The organism is Pseudomonas izuensis, assembly GCF_002356535.2.
In the GTDB taxonomy this organism is placed as follows: domain Bacteria; phylum Pseudomonadota; class Gammaproteobacteria; order Pseudomonadales; family Pseudomonadaceae; genus Aquipseudomonas; species Aquipseudomonas izuensis.
On sequence record NZ_AP017423.2, the window covers coordinates 3,822,114 to 3,844,391 of the forward strand.

20 protein-coding genes are annotated in these 22,278 nt (G+C 60.0%); 11 read left to right on the forward strand and 9 right to left on the reverse strand.

The window, feature by feature from the left end; translation table 11 throughout:
- Positions 1-3: 3 nt before the first annotated feature.
- Together LAB08_RS16880 and LAB08_RS16885 are read right to left on the reverse strand one after the other, a co-directional pair.
- Positions 4-1,677, reverse strand: a complete 1,674-nt coding sequence (locus LAB08_RS16880; RefSeq protein WP_096510672.1) for a cation acetate symporter — start codon at positions 1,675-1,677, stop codon at positions 4-6.
- Positions 1,674-1,988: a DUF485 domain-containing protein gene (locus tag LAB08_RS16885; protein WP_096510670.1), complete on the reverse strand. Its 315-nt coding sequence runs from the start codon at positions 1,986-1,988 to the stop codon at positions 1,674-1,676. The genes LAB08_RS16880 and LAB08_RS16885 overlap by 4 nt, the downstream gene beginning before the upstream one ends.
- Before the next feature lie 262 nt (positions 1,989-2,250).
- Here LAB08_RS16885 and LAB08_RS16890 point away from each other — a divergent pair, with 262 nt between their 5' ends.
- Positions 2,251-3,144 carry a LysR family transcriptional regulator gene (locus LAB08_RS16890; RefSeq protein WP_096510668.1) on the forward strand — a complete coding sequence of 298 codons (894 nt, stop codon included), beginning with the start codon at positions 2,251-2,253 and terminating at the stop codon, positions 3,142-3,144.
- Here LAB08_RS16890 and LAB08_RS16895 read toward each other — a convergent pair.
- The gene (locus tag LAB08_RS16895) at positions 3,134-4,378 is read right to left on the reverse strand and encodes an MFS transporter (protein ID WP_254007466.1); all 1,245 of its coding nucleotides are present in this window, start codon (positions 4,376-4,378) and stop codon (positions 3,134-3,136) included. The genes LAB08_RS16890 and LAB08_RS16895 overlap by 11 nt on opposite strands.
- A gap of 339 nt (positions 4,379-4,717) precedes the next feature.
- Here LAB08_RS16895 and LAB08_RS16900 point away from each other — a divergent pair, with 339 nt between their 5' ends.
- Complete coding sequence (locus tag LAB08_RS16900) at positions 4,718-5,746, forward strand: D-cysteine desulfhydrase family protein (RefSeq protein WP_096510664.1); 1,029 nt, start codon at positions 4,718-4,720, stop codon at positions 5,744-5,746.
- Positions 5,747-5,818: 72 nt separating this feature from the next.
- Here the strand turns inward: LAB08_RS16900 and LAB08_RS16905 are convergent, their stop codons facing one another.
- Positions 5,819-6,280 (reverse strand): HvfA family oxazolone/thioamide-modified RiPP metallophore, encoded by a 462-nt coding sequence (locus LAB08_RS16905; RefSeq protein WP_096510662.1) that lies wholly within the window; start codon positions 6,278-6,280, stop codon positions 5,819-5,821.
- A gap of 243 nt (positions 6,281-6,523) precedes the next feature.
- Positions 6,524-6,889 (reverse strand): avidin-fold protein, encoded by a 366-nt coding sequence (locus tag LAB08_RS16910; protein ID WP_096510661.1) that lies wholly within the window; start codon positions 6,887-6,889, stop codon positions 6,524-6,526.
- A 133-nt stretch (positions 6,890-7,022) separates the two neighbouring features.
- Between LAB08_RS16910 and LAB08_RS16915 the strand changes: the two genes are divergently transcribed.
- From LAB08_RS16915 to LAB08_RS16930, 4 genes are all read left to right on the forward strand, one after another.
- Entirely contained in the window at positions 7,023-7,469 is a 447-nt protein-coding gene (locus LAB08_RS16915) for an NUDIX hydrolase (protein ID WP_096510659.1), read from the forward strand.
- A gap of 334 nt (positions 7,470-7,803) precedes the next feature.
- Positions 7,804-8,202 (forward strand): GFA family protein, encoded by a 399-nt coding sequence (locus LAB08_RS16920; protein WP_096510657.1) that lies wholly within the window; start codon positions 7,804-7,806, stop codon positions 8,200-8,202.
- Positions 8,203-8,212: 10 nt separating this feature from the next.
- Positions 8,213-9,286, forward strand: a complete 1,074-nt coding sequence (locus tag LAB08_RS16925; protein WP_096510655.1) for an NAD(P)/FAD-dependent oxidoreductase — start codon at positions 8,213-8,215, stop codon at positions 9,284-9,286.
- Between the two features lie 187 nt (positions 9,287-9,473).
- Positions 9,474-9,959 carry an adenosine-specific kinase gene (locus tag LAB08_RS16930; RefSeq protein ID WP_096510653.1) on the forward strand — a complete coding sequence of 162 codons (486 nt, stop codon included), beginning with the start codon at positions 9,474-9,476 and terminating at the stop codon, positions 9,957-9,959.
- Between the two features lie 30 nt (positions 9,960-9,989).
- Here the strand turns inward: LAB08_RS16930 and LAB08_RS16935 are convergent, their stop codons facing one another.
- Positions 9,990-10,685: a tRNA (adenine(22)-N(1))-methyltransferase gene (locus LAB08_RS16935; RefSeq protein WP_301943426.1), complete on the reverse strand. Its 696-nt coding sequence runs from the start codon at positions 10,683-10,685 to the stop codon at positions 9,990-9,992.
- A gap of 226 nt (positions 10,686-10,911) precedes the next feature.
- Between LAB08_RS16935 and LAB08_RS16940 the strand changes: the two genes are divergently transcribed.
- The 4 genes from LAB08_RS16940 (at position 10,912) to LAB08_RS16955 (ending at position 17,289) form a co-directional block, all read left to right on the forward strand.
- On the forward strand, positions 10,912-11,376 hold the full coding sequence (locus LAB08_RS16940) for a MarR family winged helix-turn-helix transcriptional regulator (protein ID WP_096510649.1): 465 nt from the start codon (positions 10,912-10,914) through the stop codon (positions 11,374-11,376).
- Complete coding sequence (locus LAB08_RS16945) at positions 11,369-12,565, forward strand: HlyD family secretion protein (RefSeq protein WP_096510647.1); 1,197 nt, start codon at positions 11,369-11,371, stop codon at positions 12,563-12,565. Before LAB08_RS16940 ends, LAB08_RS16945 begins: the two co-directional genes overlap by 8 nt.
- Entirely contained in the window at positions 12,558-14,096 is a 1,539-nt protein-coding gene (locus LAB08_RS16950; protein WP_096510645.1) for a DHA2 family efflux MFS transporter permease subunit, read from the forward strand. Before LAB08_RS16945 ends, LAB08_RS16950 begins: the two co-directional genes overlap by 8 nt.
- A 328-nt stretch (positions 14,097-14,424) precedes the next feature.
- A complete protein-coding gene (locus tag LAB08_RS16955; protein ID WP_096510643.1) occupies positions 14,425-17,289 on the forward strand; it encodes a multicopper oxidase domain-containing protein in 2,865 nt (954 codons plus the stop codon).
- A gap of 8 nt (positions 17,290-17,297) precedes the next feature.
- Here the strand turns inward: LAB08_RS16955 and LAB08_RS16960 are convergent, their stop codons facing one another.
- Positions 17,298-18,503 carry a patatin-like phospholipase family protein gene (locus LAB08_RS16960; protein ID WP_096510641.1) on the reverse strand — a complete coding sequence of 402 codons (1,206 nt, stop codon included), beginning with the start codon at positions 18,501-18,503 and terminating at the stop codon, positions 17,298-17,300.
- Between the two features lie 313 nt (positions 18,504-18,816).
- Between LAB08_RS16960 and LAB08_RS16965 the strand changes: the two genes are divergently transcribed.
- Positions 18,817-19,710: a LysR family transcriptional regulator gene (locus LAB08_RS16965; protein ID WP_096510639.1), complete on the forward strand. Its 894-nt coding sequence runs from the start codon at positions 18,817-18,819 to the stop codon at positions 19,708-19,710.
- Here LAB08_RS16965 and LAB08_RS16970 read toward each other — a convergent pair.
- Both LAB08_RS16970 and LAB08_RS16975 read right to left on the reverse strand, forming a co-directional pair.
- A complete protein-coding gene (locus LAB08_RS16970; protein WP_096515347.1) occupies positions 19,698-20,873 on the reverse strand; it encodes a (R)-mandelonitrile lyase in 1,176 nt (391 codons plus the stop codon). The genes LAB08_RS16965 and LAB08_RS16970 overlap by 13 nt on opposite strands.
- A 19-nt stretch (positions 20,874-20,892) precedes the next feature.
- Positions 20,893-21,948, reverse strand: a complete 1,056-nt coding sequence (locus tag LAB08_RS16975; protein ID WP_096510637.1) for an alpha/beta hydrolase — start codon at positions 21,946-21,948, stop codon at positions 20,893-20,895.
- Positions 21,949-22,278 lie beyond the last annotated feature (330 nt).

Sequence of the window (22,278 nt, forward strand, 5' to 3'; positions counted from 1 at the left end):
GTCTTAGTGATTGACGGCCTGCGCCGCCCCGAGCCCTGTCCGGGCACGGATCAACTGGTCGTCGAAACGCTCGCGCTCAAGCCCTGCACTGTGGCTGCGGTCGGTGACCGAGCCCAGCCAGGTGAAGAAGAACGCCACGTTCATCGAGATGATCGCCGGGTAGTCGTAGGGGAAGATTGCGTCGGTGTTGCCCAGCACCTTGACCCAGACCGCAGGCGAGAGAATCACCAGGCCGACCGCGCTGATCAGGCCGGCGACACCGCCGATCAATGCACCACGGGTGGTCAGCCCCTTCCAGTACATCGAGAGCACGAGGACCGGGAAATTGACCGAAGCTGCCACGCCGAAGGTCAGCGCCACCAGAAAGGCGATGTTCTGATCCTTGAACAGGATCCCCAGCACCACGGCGACGATGCCGATGCCCACCGAGGCGATCCGCGAGACTCGGCGCTCGTCCCGGGCATCGGCTTTGCCCTTCTTGACCACCATCACGTACAGGTCATGGGAAATCGCCGAGGTGCCGGCCATGGTCAGCCCGGACACCACCGCCAGAATCGTCGCGAACGCCACGGCGGAGATGAAGCCGAGCAGCAGATCGCCGCCCACGGCCTTGGCCAGGTGCATCACCGGCATGTTGCCGCCGCCGATGAGCTTGCCGGCCAGATTGCCCGACTCGTAGAAGGCCGGATCCTGCCCGACGATCACGATGGCGGCCAGGCCCAGCACGGCGACGATCAAGTAGAAGAAGCCGATGAAGCCCGTGGCGACGAATACCGATTTGCGCGCCTGTTTAGCGTCCGGCACGGTAAAGAAGCGCATGAGAATGTGCGGCAATCCCGCCGTGCCGAACACCAGGCCCAGTGACAACGAGATCAGCGACAGCGGGTCGGCCACCAGTTTGCTCGGCAGCAGGATTTTCTCGCCATCGTGGTGCGCGGCCACGGCTTTCTCGAACAACAGGTCGAAGGAAAAGCCGAACTTGCTCAGCGCCAGGAACGCCAGCAAGGTTCCGCCCAACAGCAGCAAACCGGCCTTGATGATCTGCACCCAAGTGGTGGCGACCATGCCGCCAAAGGTGACGTAGACCGCCATCAACAAACCGACGGCGACGACCGCGTAGTTGTAAGGCAGGCCGAACAACAGCTGGATCAGTTGCCCGGCACCGACCATCTGCACCACCAGGTAAAAGCACACCACCGTCAGCGAGCCGAAGGCCGTCATGGTGCGGATGCGGTTTTGATCGAGGCGGAAAGACGCAATGTCGGACAGGGTGATGCGCCCCAGATTGCGGATGCGCTCGGCGAACAGGAACAACAGCAACGGCCAGGCGACGAAGAAACTGATCGAGTACAGCACGCCATCGAAACCGTTGAAGAAGATCATGCTGGTGACGCCCAGCAGCGCCGCCGCAGACATGTAGTCACCGGCCAGCGCCAGGCCGTTCTGGAAGCCGGTGATGCCACCGCCGGCGTTGTAGAAATCGTCCATGGATTTGGTCTTGGAAGCGGCCCACCAGGTGATGCCGAGGGTCGTTACGACAAAGACCAGGAACATGCTGATCGCGGTGATGTTGATCGGTTGCTTTTCGACGCTCTGCAGCACGTCGCCGGCCATGGCGCGCGCCGCCAGTGTGCTCAGCAGAACAGGAAGGATGAGGTTTCGCAGGAGGCGTTTCATACGATCGCCCCCGCGCGGATGTGTGCGGTCAGCTCATCGAACTCGCCGTTGGCCCGCAGGATGTACAGCCCGGTGAACAACCAGGCGCCGACGATAAACACCAGGCCCAGCGGCCAGCCGATGTTGATGATGCTGGTGGCGGAAAGCTTCGTCGCTAGCAGGTGGGGGGCGAAAGCGGCGACGAGGATGAACGTGAAGTACGGGACAAGGGTGGCGGCGGTAAGGCCGGCGACGAATCGTCGCTGCCGCGAGACCAGCTCCTTGTAACGGGGATGATTGCGAATTCTGGCTGATTCGGTTGCATGGTTCACGTTGACTCCGTGTTGCAGTGGTGACGTTATTGTTGTTCCACAGCCTCAGACTCGAAGACTCGATCCGCCACTGGCTGCGGTATCTGTGCCCCTTCAACCTATGCCCGGCTATTGATCATGTAAAATGATCATTTGTGATTCAGTTGATCGCTTTTTGTGAATCAGCATCCCCTTCTTGCTTGCCTTCCCGACCCTCTGACACTAATCTCAATGAAGCTTTAGCCTGAGCATCAGTTATTACTTTTAGAGATAGGTGAGTTCGATGGATGTAGCGGATCTGAAGGTGGTGGCTGCCGTCGCGCGCCACGGCAGCATGAACAAGGCCGCCAGTGAGCTGAACACTGTCCAGTCGAACGTTTCGGCGCGGATTCGCTCGCTGGAAGACGAACTTGGGGTAACGCTGTTTCAACGCAGCGCCAAGGGTGTGCAGGTGACACCCGCCGGCCGCCGCATCCTGCCCTTCGCCGCACGGCTCTCGAAATTGCTGCTCGATGCCTCCAGCGCCGCCCGGGATGACGGCCATCCCAAAGGCGTGCTGGAGATCGGTACACTGGAAACCACCTTGGCCCTGCGCCTGCCACGTCTGATCGCCCAGTTCGCCAAGGCTTACCCCGAGGTTCGCCCGGTGGTGCGCACCGGCACCACGTGCAGCCTGATCCAGGGTGTCATCGACTGTAAGCTCGAAGGCGCGTTCGTCGCGGGACCGGTCAATCACCCGGAACTGCACAGCGAAGAGGCGTTTCGCGAAGAGCTGGTGCTGGTCACCTCGCCTGCGTTGCGCAGCCTGGATGATGTCGCTGCGGTCGAGAATCTGAAGACCGTGGTGTTTCGCATCGGCTGCTCCTACCGCCAACGCCTCGACACACTGTTGACCAGCCTCGGTATCGTCGCCCCCGAGCCGCTGGAATTCGGCTCGATCGAAGCCATCATTGCCTGTGTATCGGCGGGGGTCGGGGTCACGCTGTTGCCTCGGGGCGTCGTGGCCGCCGCGGCCCGCGAGGGCTTGGTGGCGGTGCATGAGCTTGCGCCGGAACTGGCGGAAGTGGAGACGGTGTTCGTGCGGCGCATCGACGGCTATTTCTCCAGCGCGCTGGCCACATTTCTGCACAGCGTAAGGCTTGATGCCGTCTCTGCCCTGCCCGCCGCTACCCTGTAACGCTCCTACATGACAGCGTTACATTGAAAAACCGGCGCTTCACCCAGCCGTTGATGCCGGCACACAGCACCAGCAACGCACCGGTCACCAGGAACACGTGGTGCAAACCGAAATGCGCGCCGATCTGGCCACCGATCAGCGGCCCGATTACCTGCCCGGAAAACTGCGCCGATTGCAGGTAGCCCAGGATTTTCCCGGTGTTGTGTTCTTCCACCGACTGCCGGATCAACTTGGCAATCGCAGGCAAGAGCCCGGCGATGGTCATGCCCATCAAGCCGCGTAACACCGCCAGTTGCCACCATTGCGTGACGAAGGCCTGAGGCACCATGACGATACCGGTCAACACCAGGCAACCGATGATCACGTTCCAACTGCCGACACGATCAGCCAGCGCCCCCAGCCTGGCGGCGGTCAATATGCTTCCCAGTGCCGAACAGGCCATCACCACCCCGGCTATCCGCGCCTGATCGTCGAGGGCCACGCCCAAGTGACCAATATAGACGGTGATGATCGGCTCAATCGACATGTTGGCCAGCAGCACCATCATCGCTGTCATCAGCAACGCAGCAATGATCGGCCAGCGTGACCCCGCACCCTTCCCTTGAGTTTTTTTGTCGCGCCGCACCCCGTCCACCCCGCGCTCGAAATCTTCGCGAATCAGCACAATCGTGGTGATCGCCGCCACGGCGATCATTGCGCCACCGACAAAAAAAGTGCCGCGAATCCCGACCAGTTGCGGCAAAAACCCACCCACCAGCGGCCCGATCAAATTGCCGGACAAGGCGCCGGTCGAGAGTATGCCCAGCGCCCAACCCGCTTTCTCCCGCGGCACCTGGGAACCAATCATCACAATGGACGCCGAGGCGTAACCACCAATCAGCCCGGCGACCAGGCGCAGCACCACCAGGTCGGTGACGTCCCGCGCCAGCCCGATCAGCGACATCACAATCGCCATGCCGATGGCCGCACGGATCAGCATCGGCTTGCGACCGTAACGATCCGCCAGCCGGCCCCACAACGGCGCGGTAATCGCCGTGCCAAAAAACGTCGCACCGAAGGCCACCGCCGACCACTGCACCACGTCGGCCTGAGCCGTGACGCCCAGTTGTTGCACGTAAAGCGGCAGGAACGGCAGCAGCATGCTCAGGCTCACCAGCGTGGTGAATGAGCCAAACACGCAAACGGCCAGGTTTCGGCGCCAATAGGGAAGATTACGATCGGCATAGTTCTTCACGCTGTCCATCCCTTCTGTTTTTCAGTTGGGCTGACTCTACGCGCGAGCGTGATATCTAAAGAAACGAATTAAATAGACAAGTGTTATCTGTAAATTGGATACGTAGAACTGTATCTAATCCCTCGTGGGAGCGAGCCTGCTCGCGAAGACGGTATTCCAACCACAGAGCATGTGATGGATGTACCGGCCTCTTCGCGAGCAGGCTCGCTCCCACAAGGGATTGGGGACATTTGATACACGGTGTATCAAGAGTAATTCCGGGAGGACGGTATATCTTCAAACCACGGCTTCTTACAGTGATCGATCCACTCCGTCCCCTCACGCCAAGAGTGCTCCTTCATGCCCCACGACTTGACCCACCTCGATGCTGCCCTCGCCGCCTACCCCCGGGCGACCTTGCTCGAAGGCCCGACACCGATCCAAAAGCTGTCGCGATTGAGCCAGTTGCCCGAACTGAACGGCTGCAACCTCTACGTCAAACGCGATGACCTGACCGGTCTCGGCGGTGGCGGCAACAAGCTGCGCAAACTGGAATTCCTCCTCGGCGAAGCACTGGCCGAGGGCGCCGACACCCTGGTGACCTGGGGCGGCCTGCAATCCAACCATGCACGACTGACCGCTGCCGTCGCGGCGCGCCAGGGCCTGGCTTGCGAACTGATTCTGACCCCCTCGGCCGTACGTACCGACGAGGACTTCTGCCATAACGGCAACGTGGTACTGGACGCCCTGTTTGGCGCAAAAATTCATCGGCTGGCCGCCGGCGCCGCACCGGATGCCTACGCCGCCGAGTTGCTCGAAAAACTCAAACGCCAAGGCAAAAAACCCTTCGTCATGCCCTTGGGCGGCTCCAGCCCCCGGGGCAGCCTCGGCTATGCCGCCTGTGCCGCCGAGATCCTGCGCCAGGCGGATGCGCTCGACATCCAGTTCGACCAAATCATCGTTCCCAACGGCAGCGCCGGCACTCATTCGGGATTGCTGGCCGGCGTCACGCTGGCCCGGTCATCCACGAAAATCACCGGCTACTCGGTATTGGCAACCGAAGAACAAGCGTCGACGTTGACCCTGGAAAAAACCCGGCAGGTGCTGCAGCTCCTCGCCTGCGCCACTCCGCTGGCCGAAAACGCGATCAAGGTGGATGGCAGCCAACGCGGCGAAGCCTACGGCGCACCGACCGAAGCCATGCTCGAGGCCGTGCGCCTGCTGGCGTCCCATGAAGGCCTGCTCACCGATCCGGTCTATGGCGGCAAGGCGTTTGCCGGTTTGCTCGCCGCCGTGCGCCGGGGTGATTACCCGGCGGGCAGCAACCTGCTGTTTGTAATGACGGGTGGGCTACCCGGGATTTTTGCCTACCGCCGTGCTTTCGACTGATCGGGTATTTGTGCAGGCATAAAAAAACCTCCCCGGTTTCGAACCTGGGGAGGTTGGATTCACTCAGCACCATCAGCCCTGGGCTTTGCTCATTTTGGTGAACAGTTCGGTCGGTACTTTCTTGCCGTTGGAGATGTACTGGTTGGTGCGGAACTTGTAGACCTCGCCTTCGGAGAGGAAGCCGTCACCGTTGGTGTCCATCGCCTTGAATTCTTCACCGCCCTGTGGGGCCACGGCCAGCAGTTCTTTCAGGGAAACTCGGCCGTCGTGGTCGGTGTCGGTACGGGCGAAGGAAGCGTCGCCGCATTTGCCTTCGCCGCATTTGCCTTCACCGGCCTTGGTGACCTTGGCGCCGGTTTCGCTGGCACCGCACTTGCCTTCGCCACACTTGCCTTCACTGGTCTTTTCCGCCGCGGCCAGTTGGTAGCCTTGTGGCAGTGCGTCAGCAGCGAAGGCCGACGAAGCGAGGTTCAAGCTGCCGGCCAGTGCAACTGCGATCAGGCCAATACGGGATTTGTTCGACATACGGGACATGGTTATTACTCCGGATACAGTGTGCGGCCAGGCCGCTAAGGGTCATGCCACAAGGGCGATAAGCCGTGGTGCGAGTGCGTTTGCTTTCTCGCTGAGGCAGGGCTATTTGACTGCAACCGTGTATCCCGGATGTATCCGGATCGAGGGGCATTTGTAAGCGAGTCTCCGTACAGGGGGTTCGGATACACAGCGATACACATGCCCTGTTTTTTCTCCTGAAAGATGTTCGCGCAACGATCAACGCTAAGCGACAAGCTCAACGTAGCTCGACTCCCCTCCGCCAGTCGCACCCGACAGCCACCCCCATACGAAGCTCAGCGTGGTACGTCCCGCGTTATCAACGCCCACCGTGCCACGCGACCAACCGGAAAGAATCTCACCCTCCGTCGTCAAACACTGAAAAAGCAGCTCAACGGTATCGGGGCCCGTCACGCGCCCGACTTGATTGCCGATGCGGATCCGCCCGCCCTGGTAAGTGCCCGAAATGGCATCTTGCTCGACCTTGTAATGAAAGACTGTGCCCGCACCGGACAGCCCCTGGGCATTGCCCGCTACCGTGAATCGGCGGTTGTGCAAACGCTCGCTGATTTGAGAAAAGGGAGTTTCCATAAATGTCGCGTCCTTGAGTGGTGGGGTTCCATTACGGTCTCGGAGAATCCTAATCCATTTTCTCGCGACTGGCCCCAACGACGGGTGGTATGCAGTACCCTCTGCGCCCTCACGTCAAAAGGGAATTTTACTCGTGCCTGAACACCGCATACGCCCCCTCGCTCTTTGCATCTTTCACCACCACGGAAAAATACTGGTCAACCGATTCACCGATGCCGTCGAAAAGCGCACGCTCTTTCGCCCCATTGGCGGCGGCATTGAATTCGGCGAAAGGAGTGTCGATGCCATCGTCCGGGAAGTTCAGGAAGAATTGGGCCTTTCGATCAGCGACGTTCGACTGATTGGCACTCTGGAAAGTATTTTCACCTACGCGGGCAAGCCGGGACACGAGATCGTCCAGGTCTACGATGCAAGGTTTGACGACGCAGACGCCTATGAGAAACCCTGGCTGCAAGGCCATGAAAGCGACGGGGCATTGTTCAGGGCGACGTGGTGCTCCAGTTCCAGCTTCACCGCTGAATCACCGCTAGTACCTGAAGGGCTTTACGACCTGCTCAAGAAAGCTTCGCTGTTGGAGTGAAGCGAGCTGTAGTTATCACACCCCGCCCCACTGGATCTGCTTGCGCCCAACGGCTAACGGTTAGTCCTGGTTCACACGCCAGGCGTTTTTTGAGTGGCGATGCTTGGTCTGCTACCCGACTCTCTGCTTAAAAAGAAGGGGCCTGCTGCGCAGTCCAACGGGAGCAAGCTCCCTCGCCACGAGTGGTGTGTCAGCAAAATCTGATTCAGCAGCGAGATCAGTTATCCAAAGCATGATGTCGCAGGGACAGGTTCCACGCAGCGTTCCAGCCACTGCCTGGTTCGGTTTACGATGGCGACCATCATGTTCGCACCGTGACGACATTGGAGGATGAATGAAAGGAAGCTGCGCTTGTGGGGCTGTGGGTTATGAGATCGATAGCATCGATATGCCTATCAGCCATTGTCATTGCATCACCTGCCGCAAGACCCATGCCGCTGCCTACGTCTCCACCGCTGGCGTGCTCAGAGAGCATTTCAGATGGACTCAAGGCCAAGACGCATTGAGGGCTTTCGAGTCATCTCCCGGGAAGACCCGACACTTCTGCTCCCACTGCGGATCGCACCTTGCAGCTGAGCGTGACGGCTCAAGTGCAATGATCGTGCGCGTAGCTACGTTGGACGAGGAACCTGGCTCCAGACCCGAATATCACATCTGGACAGAGCATGACGTAGCGTGGCTGGAGGGGGAAGGTCTCCCAAAATACTCACAATGGCAGCCGGATCGACAATAGGGAGGTTGATATGGCGAATGGCGTAGACAAACGAGTCATAGTGATTGGAGCAGGCATAGTCGGCGCCTCCCTGGCGTATCACCTGGCGTCTAAAGGCGCGAATGTCACCGTGGTCGAGGCTGAAGGTATTGCGTCCGGCGTGACTGGAACCTCATTCGCCTGGATCAACACCTCGCACAGTGGGCCCGATTCCATCGCGTCATTACGCGGTGCAGCCATCAACGAGTACCGCCGACTGGAAACGGAGCTGCCTGACGTGAAGGTACGATGGACAGGCGCCCTGTCTTACAGCACGAACCTGGAGGAAGTGCTGCAAGCCTCAGGTAATCAGTCTTTGCTAACCCAGGTATCCCGTCCTGAAATTCTCGGCCTTGAGCCAAACCTCAAGAATCCTCCTGAACATGCTGTGCATGCAGCCGAAGAAGGCGCGCTTGACGCGGTGCAAGCCACCCATGCCTTGATTGCAGGTGCCCGGGTTCATGGGGCGAAGGTGCTCACACAGACTCGGGTTCTCGGCTTTACCACTCAGAACACAAAGGTGACCGGCGTCGAAACCGCGAAGGGCATCATCGAGGCCGACACTGTCGTATTGGCAGCCGGGACCGGCATTTCCAGGTTGACGGAGACGCTAAACGTGTCCCTGCCCATAGAGGCCTCTCCGGCTATCTTCATCCGCTACCCGTCACAACCCGATCTCGTGCACACCCTCATCTCCAGCCCTGAAATGGAAGTGAGGCAAAGTGCGGAGGGTACGTTGCTGGCGGCGGAAGATTACCTGGACGACGCGTTGGAAAACCGTCCAGCAGCAATAGCGCTACGAACCGCCAGAACCATCCGGAGCGAACTCCATGGGTTCATTTCCATTGAACCGGAATTGGCCTGCGTCGGACTCAGACCCATGCCTGTCGATGGCACCCCCATCATCGGTTATCTACCCGATATCGGCGGCGTGTATGTGTGCGCAATGCATCCGGGAGTCACGCTGGCGGCGATCGTGGGCCGTCTTGCCAGTGAAGAGATCATCGACGACAAGGCCTCTTCTGACCTTGGTCCATGCCGCCCTGACCGATTCTTCCAGGCATAGGGGCGCCCTCCCCACACCGGACTGTTGCTATCAAATCCAGCCCTTAGACGGCATTGGCAGCACGATTGCTGGTGCTCAACCGGCCGGTTTGATAAGGCGGCCCGAAGGCAATCAGTGGCCCGTTGAGTAGCTATGCTTGCTCTGTTACCCGACTCTGGCAGCCACATTGTGAAAGGAGGCGTTCGAGATGCAACTCATCACGTGGAAAATCGAAAAGCCGGATGAGACGAACTTCATTCTGGGTCAGACCCACTTCATCAAGTCCGTCGAGGATATCCACGAAGCCTTGGTCAATACGGTGCCGGGTATCCAGTTTGGCGTGGCCTTTTGTGAGGCCTCCGGCAAGTGCCTGGTGCGATGGTCGGGCACCGATACTTCAATGATCGAACTGGCGCAGAAGAATGCGAAAGCCATCGCCGCGGGCCATAGCTTCATCATTTTCCTGGGCGACGGTTTCTATCCGCTGAACGTGTTGAACACCATCAAAATGGTGCCAGAGGTCTGCCGTATTTTTTGTGCAACGGCCAATCCGACTGAAGTGATTCTCGCCGAGACGGAACAAGGGCGAGCCATCCTGGGCGTCGTGGATGGCTTCTGTGCCAAGGACATTGAAGGCGACGATGACATTCTGTGGCGCAGGAACCTGTTGCGCCAGATTGGCTACAAGCAGTGAACAGGCGCGTGGATTCCCCCTGGGCCGGGTTCAAGCCAACAGCTCGGTGATCCACCGGGCCTGCCGGGCGACATCCTGCACTTTTTCCTCGGGCACAGCCTGCCGCGCCCGGGCGAAGCTGGTTAGGGTTTTCTGTTTCTGGCGCAGCAGGCGCTGCCACTTGGCCAGGAATGCCGGGCTGCGGGCCTGCATCTGCAGCGGGCCGAAGTACAGTTCCTCGGCGGTATACGTCACCGGCCCGGCGCGCTCGGCGACAATGATTTCGTAGTCGAATCGGTTTTCCCGCAGCAGTTCCTCGCAGAGGATGCGGTAGCCATTGTCCATCAGCCATTGGCGCAGTGGCTGCTCGCCGCCGTTGGGCTGCAGGATCAGGCGCTCCTGCCCGCTCAGATGCGCCTTGCCGCTGTCGAGGATGTCGCGGATCGTCTCGCCGCCCATGCCGCAGATACTGATCGCCGTAATCCCGTCTGCCGGCTCGATCGCCGCCAAGCCATCGGCCAGGCGCACGGTGATCCGTGGCTCCAGGCCGTTCTCGCGCACGGTACGTTCGGCCGCGCGGAACGGTGTCAATGCCACCTCGCCGGCCACCGCCGCCGCGATGGCGCCACGACGCATCAACGCCACCGGCAGGTAACCGTGATCGGAGCCGATATCGGCCAGGCGTGCACCGGCGGGCACATGCCCGGCCACGCGCTCCAGGCGCATGGACAATGTCTGTTCGTTCAACGGCTGCCCCTTTTCACCACGAACGTCCGGCACCTGTGGCCGGATCGGGGCGCGATTGTGGCGAGCATTGCCGCGCATTTCAAATGTGTGCGACCAGAGCCCTGGCTTTTGGCTAAGCCCGAAAGGCAGCAATGGGTCAAATACATTAAAATTTTCGCATTTTTAGATAGCCTGCTAATTACAAGCTAACCTATCATGAGCTAACTTCTTAGCCATCGGCCCCGACATGACAGACACATTGACACTGGGCTTTGCCCTGCACGACAGCGCCCGGTTGATGCGCAAACGATTCGAGCAGCGCGCGCGGCATGTGGGCCTGACTCGCTCGCAGTGGCAGGTTCTGGCGATGTTGTCGACCCATGAAGGTATCCACCAAAAAGGGCTGGCGGATTTGCTGGAGCTGGAGTCGATCACCCTCGTGCGCCTGCTGGACAAGATGGCGGAGCGCGGTCTGGTGGAGCGACGCCGTCACCCCACGGATCGGCGCCTGTCCTTGCTGTTTTTGACGGAGCAGGCCCATCCGCTGTTGCAGCTCATGCGTGAGATGGGCAAAGCCACCCGGATGGAAGCCACGGACGGATTCTCTGAAGAAGAGCAACAACTGCTGCTGCAGATGATGAAGCGGATGAGGTCCAACCTGATTCAGGCTTGCAGCCTTCCCATCGATGAGGAGTCGCGTCGTCATGACTGATCAACGTCTCAAGTCCCCTGCCGGGCCATCCATGAAACCGGCGACGTCACGACTCGAATCCCCTGCCTCGACCGAGGCGCGTCAACCGGACCTCGGGCAGACCGGGAACGACCAAAGCGATGTGCCCTCTGCCCACCCGAAACGCCGGCGGCTGCGAATGGCGCTTTTTGCATTGCTGCCCCTCGCGCTACTGGTCGGCGGCTATCTGTATGTCACGGGCGGGCAAATCATTTCCACCGACAATGCCTACATACAAGCCGATCATGTCGGCGTATCCACGGACGTCTCGGGCCTCGTCGCTTCGGTCGACGTCAAAGACAACCAGCGGGTCGTCAAGGGGCAGGTGCTGTTCACCCTCAAGCCCGAGCCTTTCCAGATTGCGTTGGCCAGTGCCCAGGCGCAACTGGGCAACGTGCGCAATCAGATCCTCAATCTCAAGGCCAATTACAACCAGGCGCTGGCCGAGATCGATCAGGCACAAATCGACCTCGCGTACTACCAGACCAGTTTCCAGCGCCAGCAAACCCTGCTCGGCGTTTCCGCGGTGTCCAGAACCAATTACGACGATGCCAAACATGCGCTGGACAGCACCCGGCAAAAAATCACCGTGGCCAAAGCCACTGCACAAATGGTGCTGGCGCAATTGGGTGGACATATTGAAACCCCGGTCGAACAACAGTCCGCGTATCTACAGGCCCAGGCTGCCGTCGACGAAGCCCGGCGCAATTTGAACAACTCGGTGGTCAGGGCTTCGTTCGACGGGATCGTGACCAACGTTGATTCGCTGCAAGTCGGTTCCTACCTGCAACCACCGCAATCGGGTATCAGCCTGGTGTCGGCCGATCACCTGTGGGTCGCGGCGTCGCCCAAGGAAACCGAGCTGACCCATCTGCAGCCCGGTCAACCTGTGGAAATCAGCGTTGACAGTTACCCCGGTGTCGAGTGGCACGGCACCGTGGAAAGCATCAGCCCGGCGTCGGGTTCAAGCTTCTCGTTGTTGCCTGCGCAAAACACCACGGGCAATTGGGTCAAGGTCGTGCAACGGATTCCCGTGCGCATCAGCATCGACGATGCCGATGAGAAACCGCCGCTGCGTACCGGCATGAGTGTGCAGGCACAGATCGATACCGGTTCGGCTCGAGGCCTGCCGTTCTCGGGGCTGCTGGCCAAGACCACCGCCCATGAGTAGTGCGGTGGCAACAGAACCGGTGGCTCATCGCGGGATGATCACCGCCTGCGTCGTGCTGGCGGTGATCATGCAAGCGCTGGATACCACCATTGCCAACGTCGCCCTGCCCTACATGCAGGGCAGCATCTCGGCCAGTTCTGACCAGATCAACTGGGTGCTGACGTCGTACATTGTTGCGGCTGCGATCATGACACCGCCTTCGGCCTTTCTGGCCAGGCGCTTCGGACGCAAACGCGTACTGATCTGGGCCATCATCGGCTTCGTCGTCTCGTCGATGCTGTGCGGCCTGGCGCAGTCGCTGGAAGAAATCATCCTCGCCCGCCTGCTCCAGGGACTTGCCGGTGCAGCCCTGGTGCCTTTGTCCCAGGGCATCCTGCTGGATATCTACAGCCTCAAGGAACGCGGATCGGCCATGGCGCTGTTCGGGGTGTCCGTCATGGTCGGCCCGGTGTTGGGCCCGATGCTCGGTGGCTGGCTGACCGAGCATTTCAGTTGGCGATGGGTGTTCTTCATCAATCTGCCCATTGGCCTGTTGGCACTGGCCGGGATCGTCTATTACGTCAGCGAAACCTCGACCGACACCTCGTCACGCCTCGACTGGCTGGGCTTTGGTTCGTTGAGCGTAGCGATCATGGCCCTGCAACTGTTCCTCGACCGAGGCGAGCAACTGGGCTGGTTCGCGTCCGGTGAAATCCTGATCGAAGCCATCGTGGCCGCCGTCGCCCTGTATGTGTTTGTGGTCCATACCTTTACCACCGACACCCCCTTCATCAGCCCGAAACTGTTCAGGGATCGTAATTTTTCGATCAGCGTGATCTTCATTTTCATCGTCGGTATTACCTACCTGGCCTCGCTGGCGCTGATGACTCCCTACCTGCAAACCCTGATGGGCTATCCGGTGCTGACCGCCGGCATGGTCATGGGCCCGCGCGGGTTGGGGACGATGTTGACCATGTTTCTTGCCGGTCAATTGCTGGGCAAGGTCGATACCCGCCTGTTGCTGCTGGCGGGCCTGGGATTGTCGGCACTGTCGATGGGGTTGATGACCGGCTGGACGCCTGATGTGTCGATGCAAACCATCATCTATGTCGGCTTCATTCAAGGCACCAGCCTGGGCCTGCTGTTCGTGCCATTGACCACCGTGGCCTTCGCGACCTTGCCCGCTTCCCTGCGCGCAGAAGGCACCGGGCTCTACAGCCTCGCGCGTAATGTCGGCTCCAGCGTCGGGATCTCCATCGTGACGGTGCTGCTGACCCAGAACATCCAGGCTAACCATGAGCAGATCGGTGCCTACGTCACGCCTTTCAACCGGGCCTTCGAGGCCTGGCCGATAAAAAGTTACCTGGACCCGATGGTCGCGTCCGGGCGCGCAACACTCGACGCCATGGTCACGGTGCAAGCGAGCTGGATCGCTTACCTTGATGACTTCAAGCTGCTGATGGTGCTGTCACTGGCGGTGATGCCGCTGTTGCTGATCATCAAACCCCCGAAAATCCAGGCCAGTGAAGAGCCGGCGCCGGTCATGGAGTAGCCCGCGAAGACGTTGGGTCAGGCACCATCTTTGTTGACTGGACCGCCGTCTTCGCTGGCAAGCCAGCGCCTACAGTCAGGCCCCGTGTACTTCCGCGAAACAAAGGTCCGTTACCGTAGGAATGGATATGTACACCCTGTTTTGGGGGGGATACTCCCCGCCACAGGGGCTTTAAACCCGGTTTTTCATGCGCTCGTTAAACGCCGGCACACCAGGAAGCGCGGTGCTGGAACTAATTCTCACTTCCTGTCACTTCTGGCAAGAAAGTTGCGTCGTCACCCTCCAGGCTCGGAATCAAACTCCGAGGAACCCCTCAGAGGTGTGTGCGATGAAACCGGATACCGGAAGGTTGAAACCTGGCCCATTGTCCAAAACCAGGCTGGCGCTGAATATTTCTGCGGCCGCGATCATGCTGGGGCTGGGCTTGTCCCAGACCCAGGCAGTCCCCCTCGACAACACCGATCCACCGCCGCCTACCGACCCATCGGCGCTCACCAATCCACCCGCCGACCCCAAGGCTGCATTGAATAATTTGCTCAAGCAGCCTCGCGCAAACGTCAGCGCCTTCGACTTGCCCAATGGCGTGGCCGGTGACCGCAAGACACCCTTGGCCGACAATGCGCTGCCACCCAATCTGCAAACCGGCTTCAATATCCCCACCAACGGCAATGCCAGCCCGGTGTTCGGGGCTCAACCGTTCTCACAGAAGCTTGAACTGTTCGAGGAGTTCGGCTCGAACAAACTGGATGCGGCCGACCCGCCATCACCCGTTCCGTTTCCGGTCCCGACGGTGGGCCCCGCACCGGCGCAAGATCCGTTGAAAGTGGCGCGCAGCGGTCCGTCGCCGGATGCGCTGGATGCCTTTTTGAGGCAGCCGGCATTGACGCCCTTCCCGACCGAGTACTCCAACGTGCTGGACTACAACCCCTGGAAGGCGCAGATCGAGGACTTCCTCAATCGCCGGGTCAGTTCGCCCGCAGAAGGCCGGCCACCGGGAAAAGGCTGGTCGCACCAGCGTTACAACGAGTTTTTCCCGCGCAACGCCTTCAAGACGGTGCAAGCAGGTGCGCACGTCAACAGTGGCTTGCGTGATCGCATGCAACGGCATAACTACGCCGTGGGGGAATTCGCGCCAGGCGGGCTTTATCACAACACCAACGGCAGCCCGGCCAATGAGGGCACCACCAAGGGCATTCAGGTGCAGTTTCACCCCAACTTCCCTGTCCAGGACCATAACGCGTTGTGGACGTTCGACGGCACCTTTCCACCCAAACTGCTCCAGGTACGCTATGGCCAGGCGATGCTGATGCGTCATTACGATGCCTTGCCCATTGACCCGTCGGCCAACCGCGGCTTTGGCCTGCACACCATCACCACCCATGAACATAACGGCCACTCACCCGCGGAAAGCGACGGTTTTACCAACGCGTTCTTCTTCCCCGGGCAGTACTACGACTATCGCTGGCCGATCCAGTTGGCCGGCTACGACTCCATCAATACCAAGGCCGAGGACGCACGGGCAGCGTTCCCCTGCGACCCTGGCGAAACCCTTTTCGTCAACGACACCAATCCCGGCCTCAAGACCTGCAACCACGGCACCATCAAGATCCGCGGTGACTGGCGCGAAACCATGAGCACCCACTGGTTCCACGACCACATGCTCGATTTCACCGCGCAGAATGTCTACAAGGGCAATGCGACGATGATGAACTACTACAGCGCCGTGGACCGTGGCAACGAGTCGGTGAACGACGGGGTCAACCTGCGCTTGCCCAGCGGTTCGGGACTGGGCTGGGGTAACCGTGACTATGACATCAACTTGACCATCGCCGACAAGGCCTGGGACCAGGCCGGTCAGTTGTGGTTCAACCCCTTCAACACCGACGGTTTTCTCGGTGACCAGATACTGGTCAACTGGGAGTACAAGCCCTTCCTCGACGTACGCGCCCGCCGCTACCGTTTCCGGATTCTCAACGGATCGGTTTCGCGCTTCTTCAAGCTGGCGGTGGTGCGTCAGGTCAATGGTAATGGTGGCGAGTTTCCCGGCCCGAAAAACTCCGGGGTTTCCTATAACCGGGTGCCGTTCCACATGATTGCCAACGACGGCAATATCATGGAACACGCAGTGCCGTTCGATGGCAGCCTGGACCTCAATGGCGACGGCGACAAACAGGACCACAATGGCATTTTGCCGATGCAGGGCATCGCCGAACGCTATGACATCGTCATCGATTTCGCGAAAAACGGCATCAAGCCGGGCGACAAGATTTTCTTCGTCAATATCGAGGAGCATGAAGACGGCAAGCGTCCCAAAGGTGACATTCCATTGGCCGATGTGCTCTCCGAGAAGTACCTGCCCGTCGTCAGGCAAACCAGCCACGGACCACAGTGGGACAAGGGTGACCCGGGCGTGGGCAGGTTCATGCAACTGAACGTCAAGCCTTACACCGGCCAGGATGTCAGCATGAATCCGGTCGACTTCGAGCCCGCCAAACCTGGCAAGCCCGAGGGCAAGTTCATGATCCCGCTGCCCTTGCACCGTGATGACCCCGCCGATATCGCCCGGATTGCCCAGGCGCGGCACCGCACCTTTATCTTTGGCCGTTCCGACGGCACCGATTTTGCGCCCTGGACGATCAAGACCGACGGCGGCCCAGGCTTCAACATGGACCCGCGCCGGATTTCAGCCGCGCCACAATTGGCCACTGGCCCGACACCGGCCGGGTTCAAGGGTGAAGGCACGCTGGAAATCTGGAAGATCCAGAACGGTGGCAATGGCTGGAATCACCCGGTGCATGTGCATTTCGAGGAAGGGATCATTCTCAGTCGAGGCGGCAAAGCCCCCCCAGAATGGGAAAAAGGAGCGCGCAAGGACATCTACCGTATAGGCCCCGATCCTGACAGCCTCGACAACGTCGAAATGGCCATGCATATCCGTGAGTTTGCCGGTACCTACATGGAGCACTGCCACAACACACAACATGAAGACAGCTCGATGCTGCTGCGCTGGGACTCCGAGCACCCGGGCCAGTTCCAGTTGATGCCCACGCCCTTGCCCAGCTGGGACGGGGTGAAATTCGTGGACTCGGTTGCGTTACCGACATTCCGTACGGGAGATGGCGTCGGCCCTCAGGTCAAGGTCAACAATAACCAGGGAGATAACAGCGGCAGTGTTCCAGGGGGTAAAGGCTAGCGTCGTCTTCAGCGAGGGTTTCGTGGCTGAGTGTTTTCCGAGGGCGGCGACTTATGCCACGGATACCCCTTCGCGCTGAGTTGAAAGGCGTAATCGAACAAACGCTTCATGTACTCGCCATCGAACTTGCGAGTGTGCGCAAAGGAAAAGTCGGAGCCTATGTACGCAAGACTGAAATCCGCACCATCCTGCTGCGCCATGCGGTAGATCCGCTCCAGGTCGCTGATCCCCTGAGTCTGGATCAGTGCACTGATGGCTCGACCGCCGATGCTCAAGGTCCGGCGCTTGGTCCCGGACCACTGCGGCTCCAGTGTTCCATTACGGATGACATAGAAGTGGCGGTCGAATCGCAACGGTGCTCCGACGGCTTTGCTCAGCGACATCACGGTGGTGGGTGGGTAAAGAAACACCTGAGTGATGACCCCGCCGTCCACGTGCATTTCCTGGAACTGTTTGCCATCAACGTCCACGTCGATCATGACGGGTGAGACTGCACCGGGAATACTCATCGACGCGAGCATGATATTGCGAAAGAGATCGAGCGCTCCCGGTGCGTTGCTTGAGGCAATGGCACCCATGTTCCACGTGACCGGCCGTCCTGAATCAAGGTCAGTCGTGCCGATCAACAGAATCCGTCCTTTGGCGTACTCCGTGGCGATCGCCGCCAGAATCTGCGCAGTGACGTATTTTGCAATGAGCCGCGCCAGTGGCTTGCTGTCCGCTATCCCGTCGCTGGCAAGACGGGTCAGCACACTTCGCGAATGAAAAATGTCTTTTGGACCGATTGCATTGGAAACATACCGAATCACGCCGTCGTACTCAGGCCCCAGGTAAGCGAACGGGGCGACCAGGGCGCCAGCGCTAATGCCCGTGACAACCTTGAACATGGGCCGTGTCCCATGGGTGGTCCATCCGGCAATCAGTCCCGCCGCGAATGCGCCGGCATCGCCGCCGCCCGAAACGGCCAGCATATTTGCCAGCGGCAGGATGTCGTTCGGCTTTCCGGCCTTGGCGAGCACCTCGCTCTCCCGTTTGTTGGACTCAACTGCATCCTGCATGAACGGGGTCAGGTCGTGGTCCAGCCTGTAACGCGCATTGGGAATGCCCGGGATGACTGCTCTTTCCGTCAAGGTGGGCGGAACCGCGTCACGGCGTGGCAGGCATGCTTGAAGGAACAGGTCCAGCGTTGAAGTGCCAGGCGGGAACGGTTTCAAAACGCCTCCTCCGGCCCCTGCATTCACGCCAGCCGATTGCGACCTATCGTTCGAACGTCAAGTAGCTCATCTTGCTCTCCTTTGCATGATAAAAAAACTCGTTGGCCACGCGTCCCTGGATAAGAAAATTGCAGGAGCGAGCTTGCTCGCGATGGGCTCAAGAACGCTGCGTTCAATCAGTAAACCCGCGTTATCGTTAACGACCATCGCGAGCAAGCTCGCTCCTACAGAACGGCATTACGCGGGCCGAGGGAAAGGACGATCAATCGCCCAGGTGGCATAATCACAAACTGTTTATAACAGGGGCGGATAAATGACCGTCGAAAGCTACGACCAACTCGCGATCTTCTCGGCTGTGGCCCAGGAACGCAGTTTCACCCGTGCCGCCGCCAGGCTTGGCATGTCTCAACCGGCCTTGAGCCGGGCGATGCGTCAGCTGGAGGAGCGATTGGGCGTCAGGTTGCTCGCCCGCACCACTCGCAGCGTCTCAGCCACCGAAGCCGGCGAGCATTTGTTGCGGGTGATCGCCCCCCGGTTTGAAGAAATTGACAGTGAGCTGGCGTTGCTCAGCAAATTTCGCGACAAACCCGCCGGCAAATTGCGCATCACTGCGGGCGAGCATTCGGCGATCACGATCCTGCACCCCGTGCTCGCCAAACTGCTACCGGACAATCCCGATCTGAATATCGAAATCATTGTCGACTATGGCCTGACGGACATCGTGGCGGAGGGGTTCGACGCCGGCGTACGGCTGGGTCAGCAAGTGGCCAAGGACATGATCGCGATGCGCATCGGCCCTGACATGCGCATGGCGGTGGTGGGCTCCCCGGCGTATTTCACCCGATACCCCAGGCCCGTGATCCCGAGTGACCTCATGGTGCACAACTGCATCACCCTGCGCATGCCGACTCACGGCGGCCTGCTCCTCTGGGAGTTCGAAAAAGACGGGCAAGAACTGAACGTACGGGTCGAAGGCCAGTTGGTATTCAACAACATCGCCATGCGCCTGGAGGCGGCCCTCCAGGGACTGGGACTGGCCTATATGCCGGAGGACCTGGTGCTGGAGCACGTCGCGCAAGGCCGGTTGGTTCATGTGCTTGAAGACTGGTGCGAACCCTTCTCTGGCTACCACCTCTATTATCCGAGTCGGCGCCAGAGCTCACCGGCCTTCACCATGCTGCGCGAAGCCTTGCGCTATTTGGGTTGATTAGCCCGGACGCTCTCCAGCGCTTCACCGGCACGCTTGGCCGCGGCGGCATCACCCTGGTCAGCCAGCAACTTAACCAGTTGATGCAACTGCGCAGTGGTCAGGCCGACCCGCAGGCTGGCCGCCATGTGCGAGCGCAGTTGTGACTCCACACCGGGGGTAACGGCAAGCGCTGCAACGGTGGCCAGCTCACGACTTTGCCAGTCCAGGTTGTCGCGTTCGAAAATGTCGCCGAACAGATGCGCCTGCAGGTACTGGTTGATAACGGGAACGAAGTCGAACAGCGGGCCCTGGACAGGTGCTCCGGCGATTCGCGTCTGGTTGGCTTTGCCCACCGCGAGCAGTTCGTCGCCGGTGGGAATAACGCGACCGGGCTCGCGTCCCGGATCGTCCTGAACGCCGCGCTGCTTGCGTGCCTCGACCACGTTCATCAGTTCACCGAGTGCATTGAGACTGCGAGGAAAACCGCTGTAGGCGTAGAGCTGCACCAGAATTTCCTTCGCCTCGCTGACCGTCAGGCCCGCATCCAGCCCCTGATTCAAAGCGGCATTGAGCGCTGACAGGTTGCTCGTGGCCATGGCGGCGGCGATCAACGGGATAGCCCGCTGTTTGGCGGACAGCGTCTCGGACACCGGTGGGGTCGCAGGCTTGGCTTTCGGTGCCATCGAAACCTGGGCGTTGTATTGCTCGTCGGTCACTTTCTCCAGCCATTGCACACTCTTCCCATCCACCGACCCCGTCACGGCCAGGTGCGTCATGGCGCTCGACGGAGCGGCGCCATGCCAGTGCTTGACGCCCGGCGGGCAGACGATTACGTCGCCCGGGTGGATTTCCTGCACAGGCTTGCCCCATTCCTGGACCCGTCCCACGCCGGAAGTCACCACCAATCGCTGTCCTGCGGGGTGGGTATGCCAGGCCGAACGCGCGCCCGGTTCGAAGCTGACATAAGCGCCGGAAGCATTGATTTCGTCCGTGGCGGGAAACAAGGGATCGACGCGAACCCGCCCGGTGAAAAAATCCGCAGGTCCCGCCACCGCAGCCTGAGTGCCCGCACGGCCGATCTGCTGCCCGGTCCGGCGGGATTCACCGGCATTGTCTGCACCGGCGGCGTCGGCAAAGGGGGCCGCCGCACACACGGCGATGCCTATCAAGGTATTTTTCAGCATGAGATATCCCTTCAAGTCAGAGCGTTCTGGCGTAAAACGCGGTCAACTGGCCCATGGCGACGTCCACATACGCAGGCACCCAGTAAGTGTCGATATGGGTCGCGCCCTCGATGGTGAACAGTTTTTTGTCCCGGGTACCGGTGGCCCTGGCAAAGGCTTGTTGCGACATGTACAGGCTGTCGGCCTTGCTGCCCGCGATCATCAGCAACGGTTTGTCGATCAGTTCGATCTGATCCGTGGCATCGAAACTCATCAGGTCCATCAGGCTGCTTTGGGTGTAACGGAAGGTCGAGTTGGGGTGCGCGTGGGTCTTGCCGTAGTACTCGAAGCCCTGTCGATACAGATCAAACGGCAGCTTGGCGATCTGTTCATCGGTCAGCCTGGCATCACCGACGTAGAGCACTTCCCCTCCCGCCGCTTCCTGGGCGCGGGCCGCCGACGCCTGTTGCAAGCGCTCCTGAATCGTCGACAACTGCGAATCCTGGTAGCCGTTGCGCCGAACCAGCCCGGAGTTGAACAGGCTCAAGGTCGCAATCGACTGGAAGCGCTTGTCGGTTCGCGCCGCCGCCAATGAGTAACCACCACCGCCACAGATCCCCAGCAAGCCCAGGCGCTTGCTGTCGACGCCGGGATAGCCGGCGATGAAGTCCGCCATGCCATGGATGTCTTCGATGCGATGCGCCGGTTTGTCCACATTGCGCGGCTCACCGCCACTGGCCCCTTGGTAGGCCGCATCCGCCGTGATCGTGATGTAGCCCTGATCCGCCAGACGCTGGGCATACAGGCCCGCGACCTGCTCCTTTACGCCCCCATTGGGGTGCGCCACAACGACGGCCGGGTACTTTTTCGCCGCGTCATAGTTCGCCGGGGTGTAAACGTTGGCGGCAATGTCCAGGCCATTGAGTGTGTAAGTGACCGGATGGATGTTGACCTTGCCCGGTTCGTTCCTGGTCAGCGCGCCACCGTAGGTCAACGTGAATGGATTCTGCCTGTAGTCGCCCGCTTCGGCTTCGGCACCGGACATGCCGATCATGGCGGCCATGAACGTGGCCTTCAACGTGGTTCGCATCATGGGAAAATTCCTGACATTTCGATGTTTGTGGAGGCGCTGGCTGATATCGCCGAGAAACAAACTACCTTTCAAGAATTAATCGATAAACAGCGCCAATCACATAGCACTGATACCAAATTCACATATATTCGGTGAATCAGGCGAAAAGTCGTTGACACCCGGGCTGACAGCAATAACCTATTTATGTGGGAATATTTCCCACAATATGATGCTGACTGGCTCTGAAGGATCGTACGGAACCGCAGTCGCTTGTTATCGCTGCAGATTGATGGCCGTGCCGGTTGGCTGGCCGCTCCAATGGGCGGCTGCGAACTCACTGGACGTTGCGTT